We start from the raw sequence: 16,634 nt of genomic DNA on the forward strand, positions 1-16,634 counted from the left end.
CCATGGATGACACCAGCGTTACTGGGATATCAGCTCCGCGGGCTCCTCGCGGAACGGGAGGCTGACCACCAAAGTTGCGCCGCCGCCGTCGGTCTCTTTCACCCGGACGCTGCCGCCATGCGAGCCAACGATGGCAGCCACAATGGCCAGACCGAGGCCACTGCCGCCTGTCTCGCGGGTGCGCGAGGTATCGGCCCGGTAGAAGCGTTCAAAGATTTTGTTGGTCTCGGCATCTGGAATACCGGCTCCGTGATCTCGGATTTCGATGACCGAGAAGGCGCCTTCAGGAGTGGTCCGAACACCAACGGCGAGTTCTATAGGGGTGCCCTCTGGCGTGTAGCGCAGGGCGTTGCCCACGAGGTTGCCGATGACCTGCCGGAGCTTTGCCTCATCGCCCTGAACAGGGGCTGGCGTCGGGGAGGATCCATCGAGTCCGATGAGCGTGATGTTCCGGTTGCCGGACGAGGCTTTGGTATCCACCACGGCGTCGTGCGCCAACAACTGCAGGTCCACCGGCTTGAGTTGCAACGGCCGTTGCTCGTCCAGCCGGGCCAAGAGGAGGAGGTCCTCCACCATGGAACCCATGCGTTTGGCTTCGCTTTCGATTCTGCCCATGGCCGTGGCGACGTCTTCGGGGGTGGCCAGCGCGCCGTGGCGGTAAAGCTCTGAGAAACCTCGAATGGTGACCAACGGAGTCCGGAGTTCATGGGAAGCATCGGCGGCGAAGCGGCGCATCCGGGCTTCAGAAGCGGCGCGCGCCGCGAAGGAGGCCTCAATGTGGGCCAACATTGCGTTCAGCGAAGCGCCAAGCCGACCCACCTCTGTATGGGGGTTGTCGATTTCCACGCGTCGGGAGAGGTCACCTGCCGCGATGGCTGCTGCTGTCTTCTCCACGCGGGCCAGGGGCCTGAAGGAACGTGCCACAGTCCATGTAGCGATGAAGAACGCCAGAACCAGGGTCAGCAGGCCAACGCCCACCACTACGAGTACGGCGTGTTCCATGACTTTGTCCACGGGCGTCAGCGGCAGGCCGATAATCACCACGCCGTTCTGACCGTTGGCAACGACGCCCACGGCGACGACACGCCAGTTGCTACCGGCGGTGCCACTCACTTGGAACGGGGCATTGCCGCGTGCCTTGGCCTCGGCAGGAGTGATGTTGGCGATCGCCGGACGGTCACTTTGCATGCCACCGAACTGGTACGGCGAAAGCCCCGGAACATACAGGGTCAACGAATAATCAGTGGGCACGGCGGGGTTCGGCTCGGAGAGCTTGTCGAATGACTGCTGGTCCTGTGCCAGCGCGACGGCGGCCTTGAGTTTGTCATCTACCTGGCCTTGCAGGTAGCTCTTGACGAGCGTCAGCGTGCCGGCTCCCGTCGCGGCCAGAGCGAGGAGGAGCAGCCCCATGATGATGGCGACCAGCTGCGACCTCAGGGACGCCGATTTCCAGCGTTGCAGCAAGGTCAGCGCTTCTCTGCCGTTCGCAGCACGTAGCCCACTCCGCGCTTCGTTTGGATGAGGGCTGCGGCATCGGGGTCGATGTCCACCTTGCGGCGTAGATAGGAGATGTACGACTCAACGATGGAGGCGTCGCCGTTGAAGTCGTATTCCCAAACGTGGTCCAGGATCTGTGCCTTAGAGAGAACGCGGTTGGGGTTCAGCATGAGGTAGCGCAGGAGCTTGAACTCGGTAGGGGACAGCTCAATGACTGTGCCACCGCGTCGGACCTCATGGGCGTCGTCGTCGAGTTCGAGGTCGTCCACGCGGATCACCGCGTCGTCATCCTCAAGGGGCTGGGTCCGGCGCAGTACGGCGCGGATGCGGGCCACGACTTCGTCAAGGCTGAATGGCTTGGTGACGTAGTCGTCGCCACCCACGGTCAGGCCAGTGACCTTGTCCTCGGTGTCGTCCTTCGCCGTGAGGAACAGGACGGGGAAGTGTTTGCCCGCAGCCCGGAGGCGACGCGTCACTGTGAAGCCGTCCATGTCGGGCAGCATGACGTCCAGGACTGCGAGATCGGGGGAGTGAAGGTCGGCGGCGGCCAGGGCTTCGCGACCATTGGATGCGGCAACGACCTCGAAACCTGCAAACCGCAGGGACGTGGAGAGAAGCTCGCGGATGTTGGGTTCGTCGTCGACGACAAGGAGCTTGGCTTCGGGGCCGTTCTTTTTCATGACACCCATGATGCTCCCAGTTTCTGTGAGTTATCTGGATGTTTGATGTGAGGAGACTGCGTGCCACCTCACGCTCCCAACGCCAGTCCTGCGCCGAGGGCTCCCATGGTTACAGCGATCCCGCCGTCCAGGATTCGCCACGACTTGGGCCGCGCAAAGAAGCCGCGCAGGAATCTGGCGCCGAAGCCCAGGGAGCAGAACCAGAGGATGCTGCCCAGCATCGCACCGGCGCCGAACCACCACTGCAACAGAGTGCCTTGGGCACTGGCGAGCGAGCCGATAAGTGCGATGTCCAGATAGACGTGGGGGTTCAGCCATGTCAGCGCCAGTACGGTGGTGAGAACCGCGGCGAGGCCACGTTTGGCGTCGCCATCAGGAGAGGGCGTATCGGAAGAAAGGAGCACCTGCGGGCGAAGGGCCCGACGAGCCGCAAGCACCCCATAAGTCACCAGGAACGCCGCCCCCACAAAGCGCAGAACCACGACGGCGGCAGGAGCGGCCGCGATCAGTGCACCCGTGCCAAGTACGCCCGCAGCGATAAGGAGGGCGTCTGAGAGTGCGCACACTGCGACAACCGCGCCTATATGTTTGCCAAGAATTCCTTGCCGAAGGACGAAGGCGTTTTGGGCGCCGATGGCAACGATAAGGCCTAAGCCCGTAGCAAGGCCGAGGCCAGTGGAGTTGAAGATGTCAGAGAAAGTCACTCTTCCAAATTATGGTCCGCAAGGCATTTAGGACAGCTAATGTTATTGATGCCCCGTAAGATTTTCTTATGCCACAGTTTCCCTCAGAGCAGTTGTTAACGTTCGCCACCGTACTTTCGGAAGGCACATTGGATGCGGCCGCACGCCGGCTGCACATCACGCCGTCGGCTGTGTCCCAACGCTTGAAGGCGCTTGAGCAATCATCCGGAAGGGTCCTGCTCCAGCGGAGTAATCCCGCGCAGGCCACCGAAGCAGGCGAAGTGGTCCTTCGACTCGCCCGGCAGGTTGCCCAGTTGGAAGCAGATGCAGGCGTGGAGTTGGGTTTGGGCACGGACGGTCCGCAGCTGGCTGTGCCGATCGTGGTGAATGCGGACTCGCTTGCAGTCTGGTTCCTGCAAGCACTTGCCCGCGTGCCGAGCGATCTCCACATCACCTTTGACCTGCACCGTGACGACGAACAACACTCCACCTCGATGCTGCGTTCGGGGACTGTCATGGCCGCAGTCACGGCCACCCCCGAACCGGTGCAGGGCTGCCGTGTTGAGAGCCTCGGAGTCATGCGCTACCGGGCAGTTGCAGCTCCAGCCTTTGTGGATCGTTGGTTCGCAGATGGGGTGGACGGCGGCAGGCTCAACATCGCACCCGCAGTGGATTTCGACCGAAAGGACACCTATCAGTGGGCTTTCGTGGAATCGTGGCCAGGTGCTTCACAAGCACAACAGAAGGGGCCGCGACACTACGTGCCAGCTTCACAGGACTTTGGCGATGCCGTTCGCTTGGGCTTGGGCTGGGGACTGATTCCCGAAGTTCAATGCGGGCCCGACATTGCCGACGGGCGCTTGATTGAACTCGCTCCAGAGCGTCCCTTTGATGTTCCGCTCTACTGGCAGCGCTGGAAGACGGCGTCAAGAGTGCTCGATGTCCTTAGCTCCACAGTCCGGGAAGTCTCTGCCGAGTACCTTCGGACGCCCTGAAGCCCAGGACGTTCTGGCTAAGGATCCGACACGCCCACGGATGCTCCTAAAAATGTCAGTGCCCCATTTCACACTGGAAACATGGCAAAAGAAGCAGCCCCCATCAGCATTCATCACAATGAAAAAGCCGCGGACTTCGAGTTCCACGTGACATACCTGGATACACACTCGGGCCACATCAGGCGCGAGGAATTTCCGGACCTGGCCTCAGCCGAGCGCTTCGCGAGCGCGCAGCTCCACGACGCCGATTGCTGGGCCGTAGTGGATCACGTTGCAATCCAGCACGCCAGCCGCATGGTTGCCTGAGGACGTCCGCCCGCCAGCCGACCTATCCCGCCAGCCGTCCTATTCAGGCCGGTTGTGGAAATGGCCGCCGTGGACGAAGTCAGATGACACGCCTTCGTACTTCAGCATCATCATCATTCCCTCTGCAGCATGGTCCAGGTTGTGGCAGTGGTCCATCCAAATACCCGGATTGTTCGCGTGCAGCAGTAGCTCCCACACGTCGCCCGGCAGCACGTCTACGGTGTCAAGGATCAGTGGCGATCCCCTGGGGGCAACCCCGTTCCTGCTGAGTACTTGAACGTGGTGTCCGTGGGGATGCATGGGATGAGGCTCAGCGGTGCGGTTAACGATCGTTATTTTTACGGTGTCCCCTTCGGCCACCTCAATGGATGGCACCAGGGGATAGGATGCGCCGTTCACCGTAAACGCGTAGCGCGGAACTCCGTCAACAAAGCGGAATTGCCGGTCCAACACCAACACTTCCTCCCGGACATTTTCTGTGGGTACCGGCGTGCCAGCCACAGGTTCGCCGTAGTCCAACAGATCCAGTACAGGAGTGGAGGCAAAGACGCCCGGCTGCGCCTTCTCAGGAACATCCGGCGCCTTCTCAGGAACATCCGGCGCCTTCTCCGGGACATCGGGCACTTTCGCTGCGGCATCGCCTTCGGCAGCATCTGCATTCACCCCGTCCGGGCTGGATGGGGCCACCACGACGACGGCGCTGGCCGCCGAGTCAGAGCGGAGAGTCACCTGGGATTCGGGCATAGTGAACGTGACGTCCATCCGTCCTCCTGCCCCAATCCGCAATAGCTTCCCTGTCACCTCCTGCGGCTGGTTCACGTCCGTTCCGTCCACGGCCGCAACCTTGAACGCTGTTCCGTCCAGAAGGTAGCGCTGCGGCAGGGAATCAGTGTTGATGAGTCGTACCCGAACGCTCGAGCCCGGGACGGCCGCGTACACACTGTTACGGTCTGAGGAGCCCAGCAACCCCAGACCGCCGAGGTCGTGTCCTGCCACCACAATGTCAGTATCTGCGCGAGGCAGTGTGGGGTTGTGCACGACGAATGTGCCGTAGAGGCCCTTGCGGACACCTTCGGCTGAGTCCTGGTGCGTGTGGTACCAATATGTGCCGGCTTGGGCAGCAAGGAAGCGGTAGGTCATGGACTGCCCGGGCATGATGGCGTCCTGTGTTGTCCCGGCCACGCCGTCCATGGCGTTGGGGACGTCGTAACCATGCCAGTGCAGGGTCACGCCAGCGCTCACATCCTGGTTCTTTAGCTCAACTTCCATGACCTCGCCCAGTTGTGCTTCAATGCCGGGCCCGGGGAGGCTGCCAAAGGTCCACGCATCAGTGGACTCCCCGGAGGGCAAGGTTATGTGTTCCGTGCGGGCAGTGAGTTCGTAGTGCCGGACCACGGCGTTGTCAGGGATCTCTCCCACCAGACTTGTTACCTGAGTTGGGGCCACCACTGGTGCAGCGGTGACACCTCCGTGATGTCCGGCGGCGGCCGCAATCACCGCGCCATCGGCGGACCGGCTACCCAGCCACGCAAAGACTCCCGAGCCCAAAGCGGTGCAGGCCATGAGTCCGGCAACTGCAGCAGCCGCCGTCGTGCGCCTGTGAACCAGGCGGCCTCGGCCGGGTGCGGGGCTGGCGCCGGGAGGGGCGGGCGGAGCGGGAGGGGCGGGCGGAGTGGGCGGACGCTGGAACGCAGGGAACAGCGCCAGCCTGGCTAACAGCACGGTCCCTGCAATCAGGAACATGAGAACCGCCAGCGCCCACGGAGCGGGGAATGGGCCGAGGACGAACATCAGGGCAAGTGAGGCAATTGCCGAAGCCGCGGCCGACACCATGGCGAGAACCGCCCATTCGTGGGTTCGGCCAAGGAGTCCGGGTTGCTCCCGCGAAGGTGGTGGGCCGGTGTTCCGCCTCCTCAGCAAATACGGAACACCGGCCATCGCGGCCCAAGCCGCGGGGATGGCGGTCAAAGGCAGGCTGATGGTTGTGCGTTCGCTGGCAAACCACCAACTGCCGGCCACCAAAGCTGGGAGCAAGGCATAGCGCGCTGCCGTCATAAGAACGGCTAAACCCAGCAGAAGAAGCGCCAAGTCGACAACGCGTGGCCTGGCGGGCCCCCTGCCGGAAGAAATGACCATCCAAGCGGCGACAATCCAGGCGCCGGCGGCAAGGATAGCCAGCACCAGGTCGACGGCCAGTAGCTGTGAGATGTTCACAGCCGCCGCTTATCAAGCTGTAGCGGAAGAGGCGGAAGCATCCGATGCTGCTGCCTTGGGTGGAAGGGGTTGGGGATTGAGTGCAAGGGCGCGGGCACGTCTGAACAACCAGTAGGACATGAAGATAATCAGCAGTCCTGTGACGGGGTGGATGGAAGCCACCCACGAACCCGAAGGCGTGATGAAATCCTCCGACGAGCCAGTGAGCATTCCGCCAATGATGAAGATGAACAGCTGGACCCATGTCATAAGGAAGATGCCGGCGGCAAGCCAGATGGTCCGGGATCCGGCCTTGGCAATAACTGCGACAATCACAGCCAGCAACGCCGAATAGCGCAGCACGAATTGGCCGTTGATTACGTGATAAACGCCCGCTTCGCGCTGGGCTTCAATGGTGTTTTGGAAATGGAAGTAGCCCGCGAAAAAGAGCTGGGCAAGTCCCGATAGCAGGATGATCGCCGCCAGGACCAGGAGGGTTTTACGCATAGGGAGTCCTCTGGTAAAAAATCACAGATTCTTCAAGGCCTTCGAATCGCCGGCACCCTGGCTGCGGGCTACCCCCACTGCCGACGACTGGCCGCCGGGCTGCCTGGACCAAGGGCAACTCTAAAGGGCGGAGAGCTTCACTTGGAATCCTAAAATTGCTGGAGATAAATAGCAATGCCCTGGCGATTATTCGTCGGTGGCAGCATCCTTGCCCACATCCTTGGCGTCCATGATCCGGTAGGCATAACCCTGCTCAGCCAGGAAACGCTGGCGCTTGGCGGCGAAGTCCTGATCCAAAGTATCGCGGGCCACAAGGGAGTAGAACCGCGCGGAACGGCCGTCTTGCTTGGGCCTCAGCAGGCGCCCCAGGCGTTGGGCCTCCTCCTGGCGGGACCCGAAGGAACCCGAAACCTGGATGGCTACTGAAGCTTCCGGGAGGTCGATGGAGAAGTTGGCAACCTTGGACACCACGAGCGTCTGGATCTCGCCCTTGCGAAAGGCATCAAAGAGTTTCTGCCGGGCTTTGACACTGGTTTCACCCTTGATCAGGGGAGCATCCAGCCGCTCAGCGATCTCGTCCAGTTGGTCTATGTATTGGCCGATGACCAGCAGTTGCTCACCCTTGTGCGCCGCCACGAGCTGCTCTACCAGTTGGGTCTTTGTCTCGGAGGTTGCACACAGGCGGTATTTATCCGCGTCATCAGCCATGGCGTAGGCCACGCGTTCGTCGCGGGGTAGGTCCACGCGGACCTCAACACAATCCGCAGGTGCGATGTAGCCCTGCGCTTCGATGTCTTTCCATGGAGCGTCGTAGCGCTTGGGTCCAATCAGGCTGAAGACTTCGCCTTCCCTGCCATCCTCGCGCACCAGTGTGGCCGTCAGGCCGAGCCTTCGCCTGGCCTGCAGGTCCGCCGTCATCCGGAAGATCGGGGCGGGCAACAAGTGCACCTCGTCATAGATGATCAAGCCCCAGTCATGACCGTCCACGAGTTCAAGGTGCGGGTAAAGTCCACCGCGCTTGGTGGTGAGCACCTGGTACGTAGCAATAGTTACAGGCCTGACTTCCTTGACCGCCCCGGAATATTCGCCGATCTCATCTTCGGTCAAGGACGTCCGCTTGAGCAGCTCGTCTTTCCACTGACGTGCCGAAACCGTGTTCGTGACCAGGATCAGTGTTGTAGTGGAGGACGTCGCCATCGCGGCCGCGCCCACCAGAGTCTTTCCCGCACCACAAGGAAGAACGACGACGCCGCTGCCGCCGGCCCAGAAGTTCTCCGTGGCGAGCTTCTGATAGGGGCGCAACTGCCAGCCAGTTTCGTCGAGCATGATCAAGTGGGGTTGCCCGTTGACGTACCCGGCAAGGTCCTCGGCCGGCCATCCCAACTTCAGGAGCAACTGCTTGAGCTGGCCTCGCTGCGAGGAGTGAACCACCACAGTCTCTCCATCGATCCTGGGCCCAAGGAGTGGGGCGATCTTCTTGGCACGGATGACTTCCTCCAGCACGGGGTAGTCGTCAGTACGCATTACCAAACCGTGCTGTGGATCTTTTTCGAGGCGAAGCCTGCCGTAGCGCGACATGGTCTCTTCGATATCAATCAACAATGCATGGGGGACCGGGAAACGGGAGTACTTCAGCAACGTATCCAACACCTGCTCGGCGTCGAGTCCCGCAGCCCGGGCGTTCCAGAGCCCAAGGGGCGTGAGCCGGTAGCTGTGCATGTGCTCGGGAGCGCGCTCCAGTTCAGCAAATGCCGCAATGGCGTGCCTGGCCTCTGTAGCGAGCTCGTGATCGACTTCCAGCAGAATGGTTTTATCGCTTTGTACTATCAGTGGACCGTCGGTCACTCTTGAATCCTCACTTGTGCAGTTCTCCTGCTGGTTCTACATCGATGATCCGGTGGATGGACAGCACACGTTCTGTTTCCTTGCCAGGATCGAAGACCCTGACGCGGCCACCGGAGACGGATACAGGAACCACGGTTTCGGTGTTCGCATTCCCCAGGCTGTCCACCACGTTCATGGTGACCGCCTGTTTGAGCCGGATGGCCTTCTGCAGCGTTTCCAGGCCGAGCTGCGTGGAGGCTTCGCCTGTCGCATCAGCCGGGACGGCGCGGTGCTGCCGTAACACTGAAAGCTGGGCTTCGACGTCGTCGTCCGGTGGCGCCGTCCGCGGTGCCGTGTAGACCGGACGCGCGCTGCCGGGCACTGCCGCTGTTCGTTTAAAGCGCACGACGGCGGGTTCCGCCTCCTGGACAGCAGGTGAGAGTCCCAGCTCGCGCAGCACACGTGCAGTCTCCTTGGGGCTGGCAGAGGACGTCAGGACGGTGGGGGCGATCCGAACAAGGCTCAGTGCAGACGTCCGGGCCTCGTGCAACAGGTCGGTGATGGCGGAATCGTCGTCGCTTTGGATGAAGCTGGCACTGGAACCGATTCGCAAACGTCCGTGTCGGGACGCTGTGTCCTGCACCAGATACGCCAGAGGTTGCGGCACGTCTGTGGCTGAATGCTCGCGGAGGAACGACAACAGCGATTCCGCATCCTGTCCGGCGTCGAGGGCCCTGCGGATAGTTGCCGTGGAAAAACGGTAGATCGACGCCGGGCCCTGGCCCTCGGCGTCGGCCATGAGCAGCAGCGTTTCGCTGAGTTCGGGGGCGAGGTAACCGGGCGCTACTGCTGTGAGGTCCGCCTGAAGGAGGATGTGGTTGACCGCGGCCGGCAGGTGTTCACCGAGGAGGGTCATCGCCTCCTCCGGATGGCCGAGCGCGATGGCAGATCCCAACTGGGTGAAGGCCCCGGACCCCATCAAGCCCAACAAGGTGGCTTCTTCCAGGATCCCCCGCACCAGGGAGCTGAACCGGCGGGACATGCGGGGCTGCGCCCATTCCGCCCGTTGCAGCACCGCGCGCGCGTCAAGGACAGGTGCTTTGCCATCCGGAGCTGCGGCCTCAACCGTCAGTTCATTGAGGATCTCCAGGATCCTGCGCCTGACCACTGGAGCATCGGGCCTTTGAGCCTCCGCGGACAATGCATTGATGGTGCTGCCGGCGGAACCTGGATGGGATGGCGAGCCGGACGTCGCTCCCGGGAGGGACTGGCCCACCATGGAAGGTGCCCGCTCGCTGGCCAACCAGGCGTTCACCAGCCAGAGCCACTGTTCCTGTCGCGGCAGGGAGAGCCATTCCAACTGTGGCGGCTGGATCCACGTGGAACTGTCAACGTCCAGCCGCACAAGGCCGGCCAGCGCGCAGAACTCCAGCAGGAGGGCAGTTTCGTGGACGCCGCAGCGGATGGATTCAGCCAGGCGCCGGAGCTCACGCACGCCTACGCCGCCGCTCCGGAGGGTTGCCAGCGGCTGCTCACGGACTGCGAACAGCACCTCGCTGGTGAGCCGTAGAGTCTCGGCGATGGCGCCCATCGCGGCGTTTCGCCGGAGGGCAGCACTCGTGTGGCCCAGTTCTGGAACCGGAGGGCTCAGGGTGAAGTCGTCAACGATCGCACCACCGCGCAGGGCGATGCCCACACTGTGTGGCAATTCGACGTGGCCGGCATCCAGGGGAACCAACAGGCCGCGGGCCAGCAGCCAATCAACAGGCCCGACGTCGGCGCTTTCGTGGGTCACGGAGGCCCGCCGTTGAGCCTGGGGGACTGCGCCCATGGCCCAACTGCCGAACTTGTCCAGCAAGCCAACGGTCCTTTCGGGCGCCGTGGCCAGAATAGCGCGCACATTCTCGGGGCTTGACGTCCAGCGTTGCAGGGACAAGGCGGCGTCCATGGGAGTGCTGGCAGGGTGGATGTCCAAGCCACAGTGATGGAGCTCGGCTACGAGCTGAACCACCCGTTGGGCGAAAGCCGGCTGCAACCTGACCAGCTCTGTGTAGCTTCGGCCCAGGCCGGCCGGATAGATGCCGATCACGTCCTTCAGGCTTCCAACGGGAAGGTAGAACCGTTGCCGGGAATTCGGTTGTGAATTTGATGCCGCCGGCGGATCGGCCCGGTGAATCAACGCCAACTCCTGAAGTTTGGCGAGGATCGGTTCCAGTGCAGAGAGAGTGGACCCTGCAATGACCTTCTTGAGTCCGGCAGCGGAAACACTGTGACCGGTATCGGCATTCGTGCACAGATGGAGCGTCTCCAGAACCTGCATTTCAGGCTTTGTGAGTCGCTCCAACGCCCGTTGCACGCTGACTCGCGCACTTGCCCGGGCTGCCAAGGCAGCGAAGTCCGGGGCCATGGGAGAAATCAGGTCCGGCCGCGCGGCAAACAAGGCCCGCAGCGAGTTATCGCTGCGCGCTTCCAGTTCCTTGCTGAGCGCGCGAATAAGGGACATCAATCCAACGTTACCGCCACAGGGCCGCTCGTGCGTGGCCAAGGCAAAGCCGTCCCGGTTGATTCGCTGTTGACGGCGCCTGGTTCGCTGTTGCCGACGCTTGATTGGCTATTGCCGGCGCCGTTGACGGACGGCATCCAACACCAGGACCACGGCAAGCATGAAGGCAACCGGCAGCCCATATAGCGCGATGGACGTGATCCACACTGGTGCCACTCCACCGTTGAAGGCGATAGCCATGACCGCGCCCACTGCAGCCAGGGAAAGGACGGCGATCACGGCGGCAACGATCATCAGGGGGCGGCGGTAACCCGGGGAAGTCATGCGCCTAACGCTAGCAGCAGCGCACACAAACCAGGCCTGTGGGCTTTTCGGCGGCCGGCATCGCGGCCCGCACCGCTGCCAGGGTGCAGGAAAGGAGCAGGAAAGGTGCAGAAACGGGTGAAGCTTCGGGTGCAGCAAGGCGCCGCAAAGCGGCGGCAAAGCATGAATAGGTGGTCCGGCAGGATAACCTTGAAGTAACAGACCAACACGGACCGTGCTGTCTCCCTCGATCCCGCAAATCCCTGCGGATGCGGTGGCGGCACGACGTGTCTCCAAAGCAAGAACGAAGAAGGTTGATTACGTGCCCACCGGCAAGGTCAAGTGGTATGACAAGGAAAAAGGCTTCGGATTCCTCGCGGCTGAGGACGGCCAGGAGGTATTCCTGCCCAAGACATCGCTGCCCGCAGGCGTAACCGAGCTCAAAGCCGGTACGCGTGTGGAATTTGGCGTGGCCGATGGCCGTCGCGGTGCCCAGGCATTGGGCCTTCGGGTCCTGGACAAGACGCCCTCCATCGCCAAGGCCAAGCGCATGAACGCCAAGGACCTGGCGCCTTTGGTGCAGGACCTCGTGACCGTGCTGGATAACTTGTCCGGTACTTTGTCTTCCGGCAAGTACCCGGAGGGCAACAAGGCCAAGGCTATCGGTATGGCGCTGCGCAAGGTTGCCGACGAGCTGGAAGCCTAGGAACTGCCATGACTTCGGAATCCGCACAGGATACACAGGCAGGAAGGGACGCGCAGGCCAGCCCTGGGGTCGTCACTGACGCCGCCCCAGTTCCTGTCGCCGGGGAGAATCCTGTCAACGGGCAAGCCCCTGAAAACAGCGACACCCCAGGGCGGAAGCCGGTCGCAGCGAAGCAGCGGGCCGGCATCCCCGTGTGGCGCGTTGGCAAGCCGGATGCGTTCCTGGCTGCCGCCGTCGACGTCGCGCGGGAAGCGGTGGAGACTATCGCGAACCCGGGTGAGGTGGGTGCCCACATCGGCGCAAAGTCCGAGGGCGATCGCGTGGTCACGCACTTGTTCGAGTCGAAGCTTGCGGGATACGGCGGGTGGCAGTGGTATGCCGTGATCACCCGCAATTCCCGGTCAAAGATCGTCACAGTCAGCGAGCTTGGCCTCCTGCCCTCTGAGGATTCCATCCTGGCCCCGGAATGGGTCCCCTGGGCAAAGCGTGTCCGCCCGGAGGATGAGACGCCCCTGGTGGAGGAGACGGTAGAGGAAGTGACCGAGGAATCCGTGCAGGCTGCGGAAGACGACGCCGCCGAAGCGTCTGATCCTGAAGCCGATGAAGCCGAGCCAGCCGACGACGAGGACGACGACGCCGTCGCCCGCTTAGGGGATTAACGGCAACGGCGCCGTCCGGGAACAACCCCGACGACGCCGTTTCCTGCCTTTCGCGGAAAGCCGCGGCAGTTAGTTCTTGAGTTTTTATTTCTTGAGCTCGCCCACGACATAGTCGATGCTGGCGAGCAGGGCTGAGACGTCGTCCGGTTCGATAGCGACGAAAGTGGCGATGCGGAGCTGGTTTCGCCCAAGCTTGCGGTACGGCTCAGTGTCCACCACGCCGTTGGCCCGCAGGATCTTGGCGATTGCCGCTGCATCGATGGAGTCGTCGAAGTCGATGGTGGCGATCACGTTGGAGCGGTCCTCAGCCTTTGCGACGAACGGTGTGGCGTACTCGGAAGCCTCGGCCCAGGAGTAGATGCGGCTGGCAGAGTCTGCTGTGCGCTTGCTGGCGAAGTCCAGACCACCATTGCTGTTGAGCCACTGCACCTGTGCGTCCAAAGTCACCAGCGTGGACAGCGAAGGTGTGTTGTACGTCTGGTTCAGTTTGGAGTTCTCAATTGCGGTCTGCAGGTCCAGGAAGTCCGGAATCCAGCGGTCGCTGGCCTTGATGCGGGCGGCGCGCTCCAATGCCGCGGGGGAGAACAGGCCGAGCCACAGGCCGCCGTCAGAGGCGAAGTTCTTCTGCGGGGCGAAGTAGTAGACATCCGATTCGGCGACGTCCACGTCCAGCCCGCCGGCGGCTGAGGTAGCGTCCACCAGGACGAGCGATCCGGCGTCGGCGCCCTCTACGCGCTTGACGGGGGCTGCAACACCGGTTGATGTCTCGTTCTGGGGCCAGGCGTAGACGTCAACGCCGGCCTCTGCCTGGGAGGCCGGTCGCGTGCCGGGCTCTGACTTGATGATGGAGGATGCATCGAGGAAGGGGGCTTTGTTGGTGGCCGCGGCAAACTTGGAACCGAACTCACCGAAGGAAAGGTGCTGGGCCTTTTTCTCAACCAGGCCGAAAGCCGCTACGTCCCAGAAAGCCGTGGAGCCGCCGACACCGAGGACAACCTCGTAGCCCTCAGGTGCACGGAAGAACTGGCTGAGTCCTTCGCGCACCGAACCCACCAGGTTCTTGACCGGTGCCTGACGGTGTGACGTGCCGAGTATGGTGGTCGACGCGTCAGACAGGGCCTGGACCTGTTCCGGGCGCACCTTGGACGGTCCCGCGCCGAAGCGTCCGTCCTTGGGCAGCAGGTCGGCGGGAATTGTGATGCTGTTGTCGCTCACGTGTGGCTCCAATGGGTATCGGTTAGAGAGGGGGAGGTGGGCAGGTGGCATCGGCTGCCCCTTCGACTCCCTCATTCTGCCTGACCGGACCCACCGTCAGGAATCTGCGGTTGTCATAGTCCGCCACGTGGAATGCCGGACCACCATGGGCATTGCGACCCAGGGAAAAATTATCCAGAGTAATTCCAAATAAGCTAGGCTTGGGTTGACGTTCCTGAGGTGTCGGTTGCACACCATCCACCTTGGCGGGGACGCGGTACGGTGGAGATTACGCAAGAAATGCGTTCGAGGAGAGCTGAGCTGGATGACGGATCTGATCGATACCACTGAGATGTATCTTCGGACCATTTTGGAGCTTGAAGAAGAGAACATCGTGGCTCTTCGCGCACGCATTGCGGAGCGTCTGCGGCACTCGGGTCCCACGGTTTCCCAGACCATTGGACGCATGGAGCGCGATGGCCTGGTGATTGTGTCCAACGACCGCCACCTGGAACTGACCGAAGTCGGGCGCAAGCGGGCCACCGAAGTCATGCGGAAGCACCGCCTTGCCGAGAGGCTCCTGGCGGACGTCATTGGTCTGGACTGGGCATACGTTCATGACGAAGCGTGTCGCTGGGAACACGTCATGAGTGAACGGGTGGAACGGCGCCTGTATGAGTTGTTGGAGCACCCCACCGAGTCACCGTATGGCAACCCCATCCCGGGTTTGGAGGCGCTTGGCGGCCTCGCCAACCAGCCCCTTGCCCGCTTGGACGTGAACCTGCTGCATGCCATGGACGGGTACGCTGCCGATTCCCGCGTAGTAGTCAGCCGGCTTGCTGAACCCATCCAGGTTGAGCCCGAACTCCTCACCCAGCTCGATGAAGGCGGAATTCGTCCAGGCGCAACTGTCTCCTTGGAACGGGTGGGGGAGTACATCTCCGTCCGCGTTCCCGGTATTGAAGGAGCACTGGAGCTGCCTCCCGAGGTAGCTGCGCACGTCTTCGTCGCTGTCAGCTGACCCTAAGGCGTGTCAGATCTCACTTTGGGGCGGCTGGCGCGCGTGTGACCTGCGGATTCCTGCGACTGGTGATATGGGGGCGTCCACAACACGGTCGTTTGGGAAGATAACGAATTTATTACTGCGGGCTTTAATCACCTATAGTTATCTACTAGCGCCGATACCAAAGCGTTACCTGATCTGGAGCCGAGCTCTGCCAGCAGATCAGGTGTGTCATCAACTACTGGCAGAGGCGGGGGAACCACAAGCGGCTGCCTAAAGAAGCAGCCTTGGGGTGAAGTCCGCAGCAGAAGTGCCTACTAACGCAAGTCCTTCCGGGGATACCTGTGTGCCGTTTGCGCTTCGTGCGGACCGGGTCTTTGAACTCTCTGACCCGAATCCGACAGCTAACTTCGCAGGCTTTCCAGAGAGGAACAGAGTTTGACATCGCAGAACGTCAGGGGCCGTCGCCGCGCGTCCGGCCCCGCTGCTGAGCTGCGGCCAGCCCGCGCCGCAATGGAGATCCGGCCACGCGACACCCCGCGTCAAGTGCGCCGCCGCAAGAGCCCATTGCGCCAGGTAGCCGACTTCGCCGCAGCCAGTGGTGTCGGGCAGAAGGCCGGAGTCGCGCTTGCCGCCACCGGACTTGCCCTGACTGTAGGCCTGCCTGCCACAAGCCCCGTCATGGCCACATCCGAATCCGGCCAGGCCGAGGCGGCCCTCTCCGTACCGGGTGGCAGCCAACCCGAAGTTTCTGCGGCAGCCTCTGCCAAAATCGATTTCAGTCGCGCAGCAGTCGCTACCGCCGCTGATCCTGACGGCAAGCTCAAGCAGTTGCTGAGCGCCCAGTCAGCGGGGAGCATCCAGCGCGCATCCTCACTTGGCACGCTGGGAAGCCCTCTGGACAAGCTGGTCACGGCATCGCCGTTTGGCTACCGCGTCAGCCCCCTTACGGGCGGCACCGGTGACTTCCACCGGGGCCAGGACTTCGTAGCCCAGTGCGGTACTGCCGTTCACGCCGCAGCCGCAGGCAAGGTCACGTTCGCAGGCTGGCATGAGTACGGCGGAGGCAACCGCGTCGTGATTGACCACGGCAACGGCCTCGAGACCACGTACAACCACCTGTCGTCCTTCAACGTCAAGGTGGGCCAGACTGTCAGCCGTGGCGATACTGTCGCGCTGAGCGGCACTACAGGCGCATCTACGGGTTGCCACCTCCACTTCGAGGTCCAGGTAAACGGTGAAGTCGTAGATCCCATGGGCTGGCTCTGAGCCAGTTGATGGTTGTCTATCGCATTCATGACACGCCCGTGACCAGAATGTGACATTCACGAATATCTGTTGTACCGTCTAAAGCGCATCGGCTTTTTAGGGGGCCGATGCACTTGAGTGGATTGCCTAGCTCTGCCACCACTCGAGGTCCGTTCGCAAAAATCGTCTGGCAGGGGCGGGGGAACCAATTTTGGCCTTCGAATCAGAAGGCCTTGGGGTTAAGTCGCAAAAGCTTCCTTGAAGCCGCGCGGCCGGATGACTCCCATCCGAATCCGACAGCTCACCTCGCAGGCATTGGGAGAGGCTACCTTC

15 protein-coding genes and 2 riboswitches are annotated in these 16,634 nt (G+C 62.3%); of the genes, 6 read left to right on the top strand and 9 right to left on the bottom strand.

Features of this window, described 5'->3' with window-relative positions; all coding sequences use genetic code 11:
* Nucleotides 1-18: 18 nt before the first annotated feature.
* The 3 genes from AC1DCM_RS09305 to AC1DCM_RS09315 form a co-directional block, all read right to left on the bottom strand.
* On the bottom strand, nucleotides 19-1,464 hold the full coding sequence (locus tag AC1DCM_RS09305) for a sensor histidine kinase (RefSeq protein ID WP_442005925.1): 1,446 nt from the start codon (nucleotides 1,462-1,464) through the stop codon (nucleotides 19-21).
* 2 nt (nucleotides 1,465-1,466) lie between these two features.
* Nucleotides 1,467-2,177: a response regulator transcription factor gene (locus AC1DCM_RS09310; RefSeq protein WP_089597209.1), complete on the bottom strand. Its 711-nt coding sequence runs from the start codon at nucleotides 2,175-2,177 to the stop codon at nucleotides 1,467-1,469.
* A gap of 68 nt (nucleotides 2,178-2,245) precedes the next feature.
* The gene (locus AC1DCM_RS09315) at nucleotides 2,246-2,881 is read right to left on the bottom strand and encodes a LysE/ArgO family amino acid transporter (RefSeq protein ID WP_477518070.1); all 636 of its coding nucleotides are present in this window, start codon (nucleotides 2,879-2,881) and stop codon (nucleotides 2,246-2,248) included.
* Nucleotides 2,882-2,949: 68 nt separating this feature from the next.
* Between AC1DCM_RS09315 and AC1DCM_RS09320 the strand changes: the two genes are divergently transcribed.
* Together AC1DCM_RS09320 and AC1DCM_RS09325 are read left to right on the top strand one after the other, a co-directional pair.
* Entirely contained in the window at nucleotides 2,950-3,855 is a 906-nt protein-coding gene (locus AC1DCM_RS09320; RefSeq protein ID WP_477518071.1) for a LysR family transcriptional regulator ArgP, read from the top strand.
* 81 nt (nucleotides 3,856-3,936) lie between these two features.
* On the top strand, nucleotides 3,937-4,161 hold the full coding sequence (locus AC1DCM_RS09325) for a hypothetical protein (protein WP_477518072.1): 225 nt from the start codon (nucleotides 3,937-3,939) through the stop codon (nucleotides 4,159-4,161).
* Between the two features lie 39 nt (nucleotides 4,162-4,200).
* On the opposite strand, the gene AC1DCM_RS09330 is transcribed toward AC1DCM_RS09325, so the two are convergent.
* From AC1DCM_RS09330 to AC1DCM_RS09350, 5 genes are all read right to left on the bottom strand, one after another.
* On the bottom strand, nucleotides 4,201-6,375 hold the full coding sequence (locus AC1DCM_RS09330; RefSeq protein WP_477518073.1) for a multicopper oxidase family protein: 2,175 nt from the start codon (nucleotides 6,373-6,375) through the stop codon (nucleotides 4,201-4,203).
* 12 nt (nucleotides 6,376-6,387) lie between these two features.
* Nucleotides 6,388-6,861 carry a hypothetical protein gene (locus AC1DCM_RS09335; RefSeq protein WP_477518074.1) on the bottom strand — a complete coding sequence of 158 codons (474 nt, stop codon included), beginning with the start codon at nucleotides 6,859-6,861 and terminating at the stop codon, nucleotides 6,388-6,390.
* A gap of 186 nt (nucleotides 6,862-7,047) precedes the next feature.
* Nucleotides 7,048-8,706: a DNA repair helicase XPB gene (locus AC1DCM_RS09340; protein ID WP_216926037.1), complete on the bottom strand. Its 1,659-nt coding sequence runs from the start codon at nucleotides 8,704-8,706 to the stop codon at nucleotides 7,048-7,050.
* 10 nt (nucleotides 8,707-8,716) lie between these two features.
* The gene (locus tag AC1DCM_RS09345; protein WP_477518075.1) at nucleotides 8,717-11,188 is read right to left on the bottom strand and encodes a helicase-associated domain-containing protein; all 2,472 of its coding nucleotides are present in this window, start codon (nucleotides 11,186-11,188) and stop codon (nucleotides 8,717-8,719) included.
* Between the two features lie 108 nt (nucleotides 11,189-11,296).
* Complete coding sequence (locus tag AC1DCM_RS09350) at nucleotides 11,297-11,512, bottom strand: hypothetical protein (RefSeq protein ID WP_442005932.1); 216 nt, start codon at nucleotides 11,510-11,512, stop codon at nucleotides 11,297-11,299.
* A 301-nt stretch (nucleotides 11,513-11,813) separates the two neighbouring features.
* Here AC1DCM_RS09350 and AC1DCM_RS09355 point away from each other — a divergent pair, with 301 nt between their 5' ends.
* Together AC1DCM_RS09355 and AC1DCM_RS09360 are read left to right on the top strand one after the other, a co-directional pair.
* A complete protein-coding gene (locus tag AC1DCM_RS09355; protein ID WP_216926040.1) occupies nucleotides 11,814-12,197 on the top strand; it encodes a cold-shock protein in 384 nt (127 codons plus the stop codon).
* Between the two features lie 8 nt (nucleotides 12,198-12,205).
* Nucleotides 12,206-12,856, top strand: a complete 651-nt coding sequence (locus tag AC1DCM_RS09360) for a DUF3027 domain-containing protein (RefSeq protein ID WP_477518076.1) — start codon at nucleotides 12,206-12,208, stop codon at nucleotides 12,854-12,856.
* 84 nt (nucleotides 12,857-12,940) lie between these two features.
* On the opposite strand, the gene serC is transcribed toward AC1DCM_RS09360, so the two are convergent.
* The gene (gene serC, locus AC1DCM_RS09365; RefSeq protein ID WP_442005934.1) at nucleotides 12,941-14,071 is read right to left on the bottom strand and encodes a phosphoserine transaminase; all 1,131 of its coding nucleotides are present in this window, start codon (nucleotides 14,069-14,071) and stop codon (nucleotides 12,941-12,943) included.
* Nucleotides 14,072-14,375: 304 nt separating this feature from the next.
* Between serC and AC1DCM_RS09370 the strand changes: the two genes are divergently transcribed.
* A complete protein-coding gene (locus AC1DCM_RS09370) occupies nucleotides 14,376-15,071 on the top strand; it encodes an iron-dependent transcriptional repressor DtxR (RefSeq protein ID WP_442018464.1) in 696 nt (231 codons plus the stop codon).
* Between the two features lie 184 nt (nucleotides 15,072-15,255).
* A riboswitch (cyclic di-AMP (ydaO/yuaA leader) is annotated at nucleotides 15,256-15,485 on the top strand.
* Nucleotides 15,486-15,491: 6 nt separating this feature from the next.
* Nucleotides 15,492-16,322 carry a M23 family metallopeptidase gene (locus AC1DCM_RS09375; protein WP_431118572.1) on the top strand — a complete coding sequence of 277 codons (831 nt, stop codon included), beginning with the start codon at nucleotides 15,492-15,494 and terminating at the stop codon, nucleotides 16,320-16,322.
* 144 nt (nucleotides 16,323-16,466) lie between these two features.
* Nucleotides 16,467-16,630: riboswitch (cyclic di-AMP (ydaO/yuaA leader) on the top strand.
* The last annotated feature ends 4 nt before the right edge of the window (nucleotides 16,631-16,634 follow it).

The organism is Paenarthrobacter sp. 10N417, assembly GCF_056394745.1.

What these genes read in the sequence shown, in the direction of transcription:
- AC1DCM_RS09310 (WP_089597209.1), bottom strand. Translation starts at nt 2,177, where the DNA reads ATGAAAAAGAACGGCCCCGAAGCCAAGCTCCTTGTCGTCGACGACGAA.
- AC1DCM_RS09320 (WP_477518071.1), top strand. Translation starts at nt 2,950, where the DNA reads ATGCCACAGTTTCCCTCAGAGCAGTTGTTAACGTTCGCCACCGTACTT.
- AC1DCM_RS09325 (WP_477518072.1), top strand. Translation starts at nt 3,937, where the DNA reads ATGGCAAAAGAAGCAGCCCCCATCAGCATTCATCACAATGAAAAAGCC.
- AC1DCM_RS09335 (WP_477518074.1), bottom strand. Translation starts at nt 6,861, where the DNA reads ATGCGTAAAACCCTCCTGGTCCTGGCGGCGATCATCCTGCTATCGGGA.
- AC1DCM_RS09345 (WP_477518075.1), bottom strand. Translation starts at nt 11,188, where the DNA reads ATGTCCCTTATTCGCGCGCTCAGCAAGGAACTGGAAGCGCGCAGCGAT.
- AC1DCM_RS09350 (WP_442005932.1), bottom strand. Translation starts at nt 11,512, where the DNA reads ATGACTTCCCCGGGTTACCGCCGCCCCCTGATGATCGTTGCCGCCGTG.
- AC1DCM_RS09360 (WP_477518076.1), top strand. Translation starts at nt 12,206, where the DNA reads ATGACTTCGGAATCCGCACAGGATACACAGGCAGGAAGGGACGCGCAG.
- AC1DCM_RS09370 (WP_442018464.1), top strand. Translation starts at nt 14,376, where the DNA reads ATGACGGATCTGATCGATACCACTGAGATGTATCTTCGGACCATTTTG.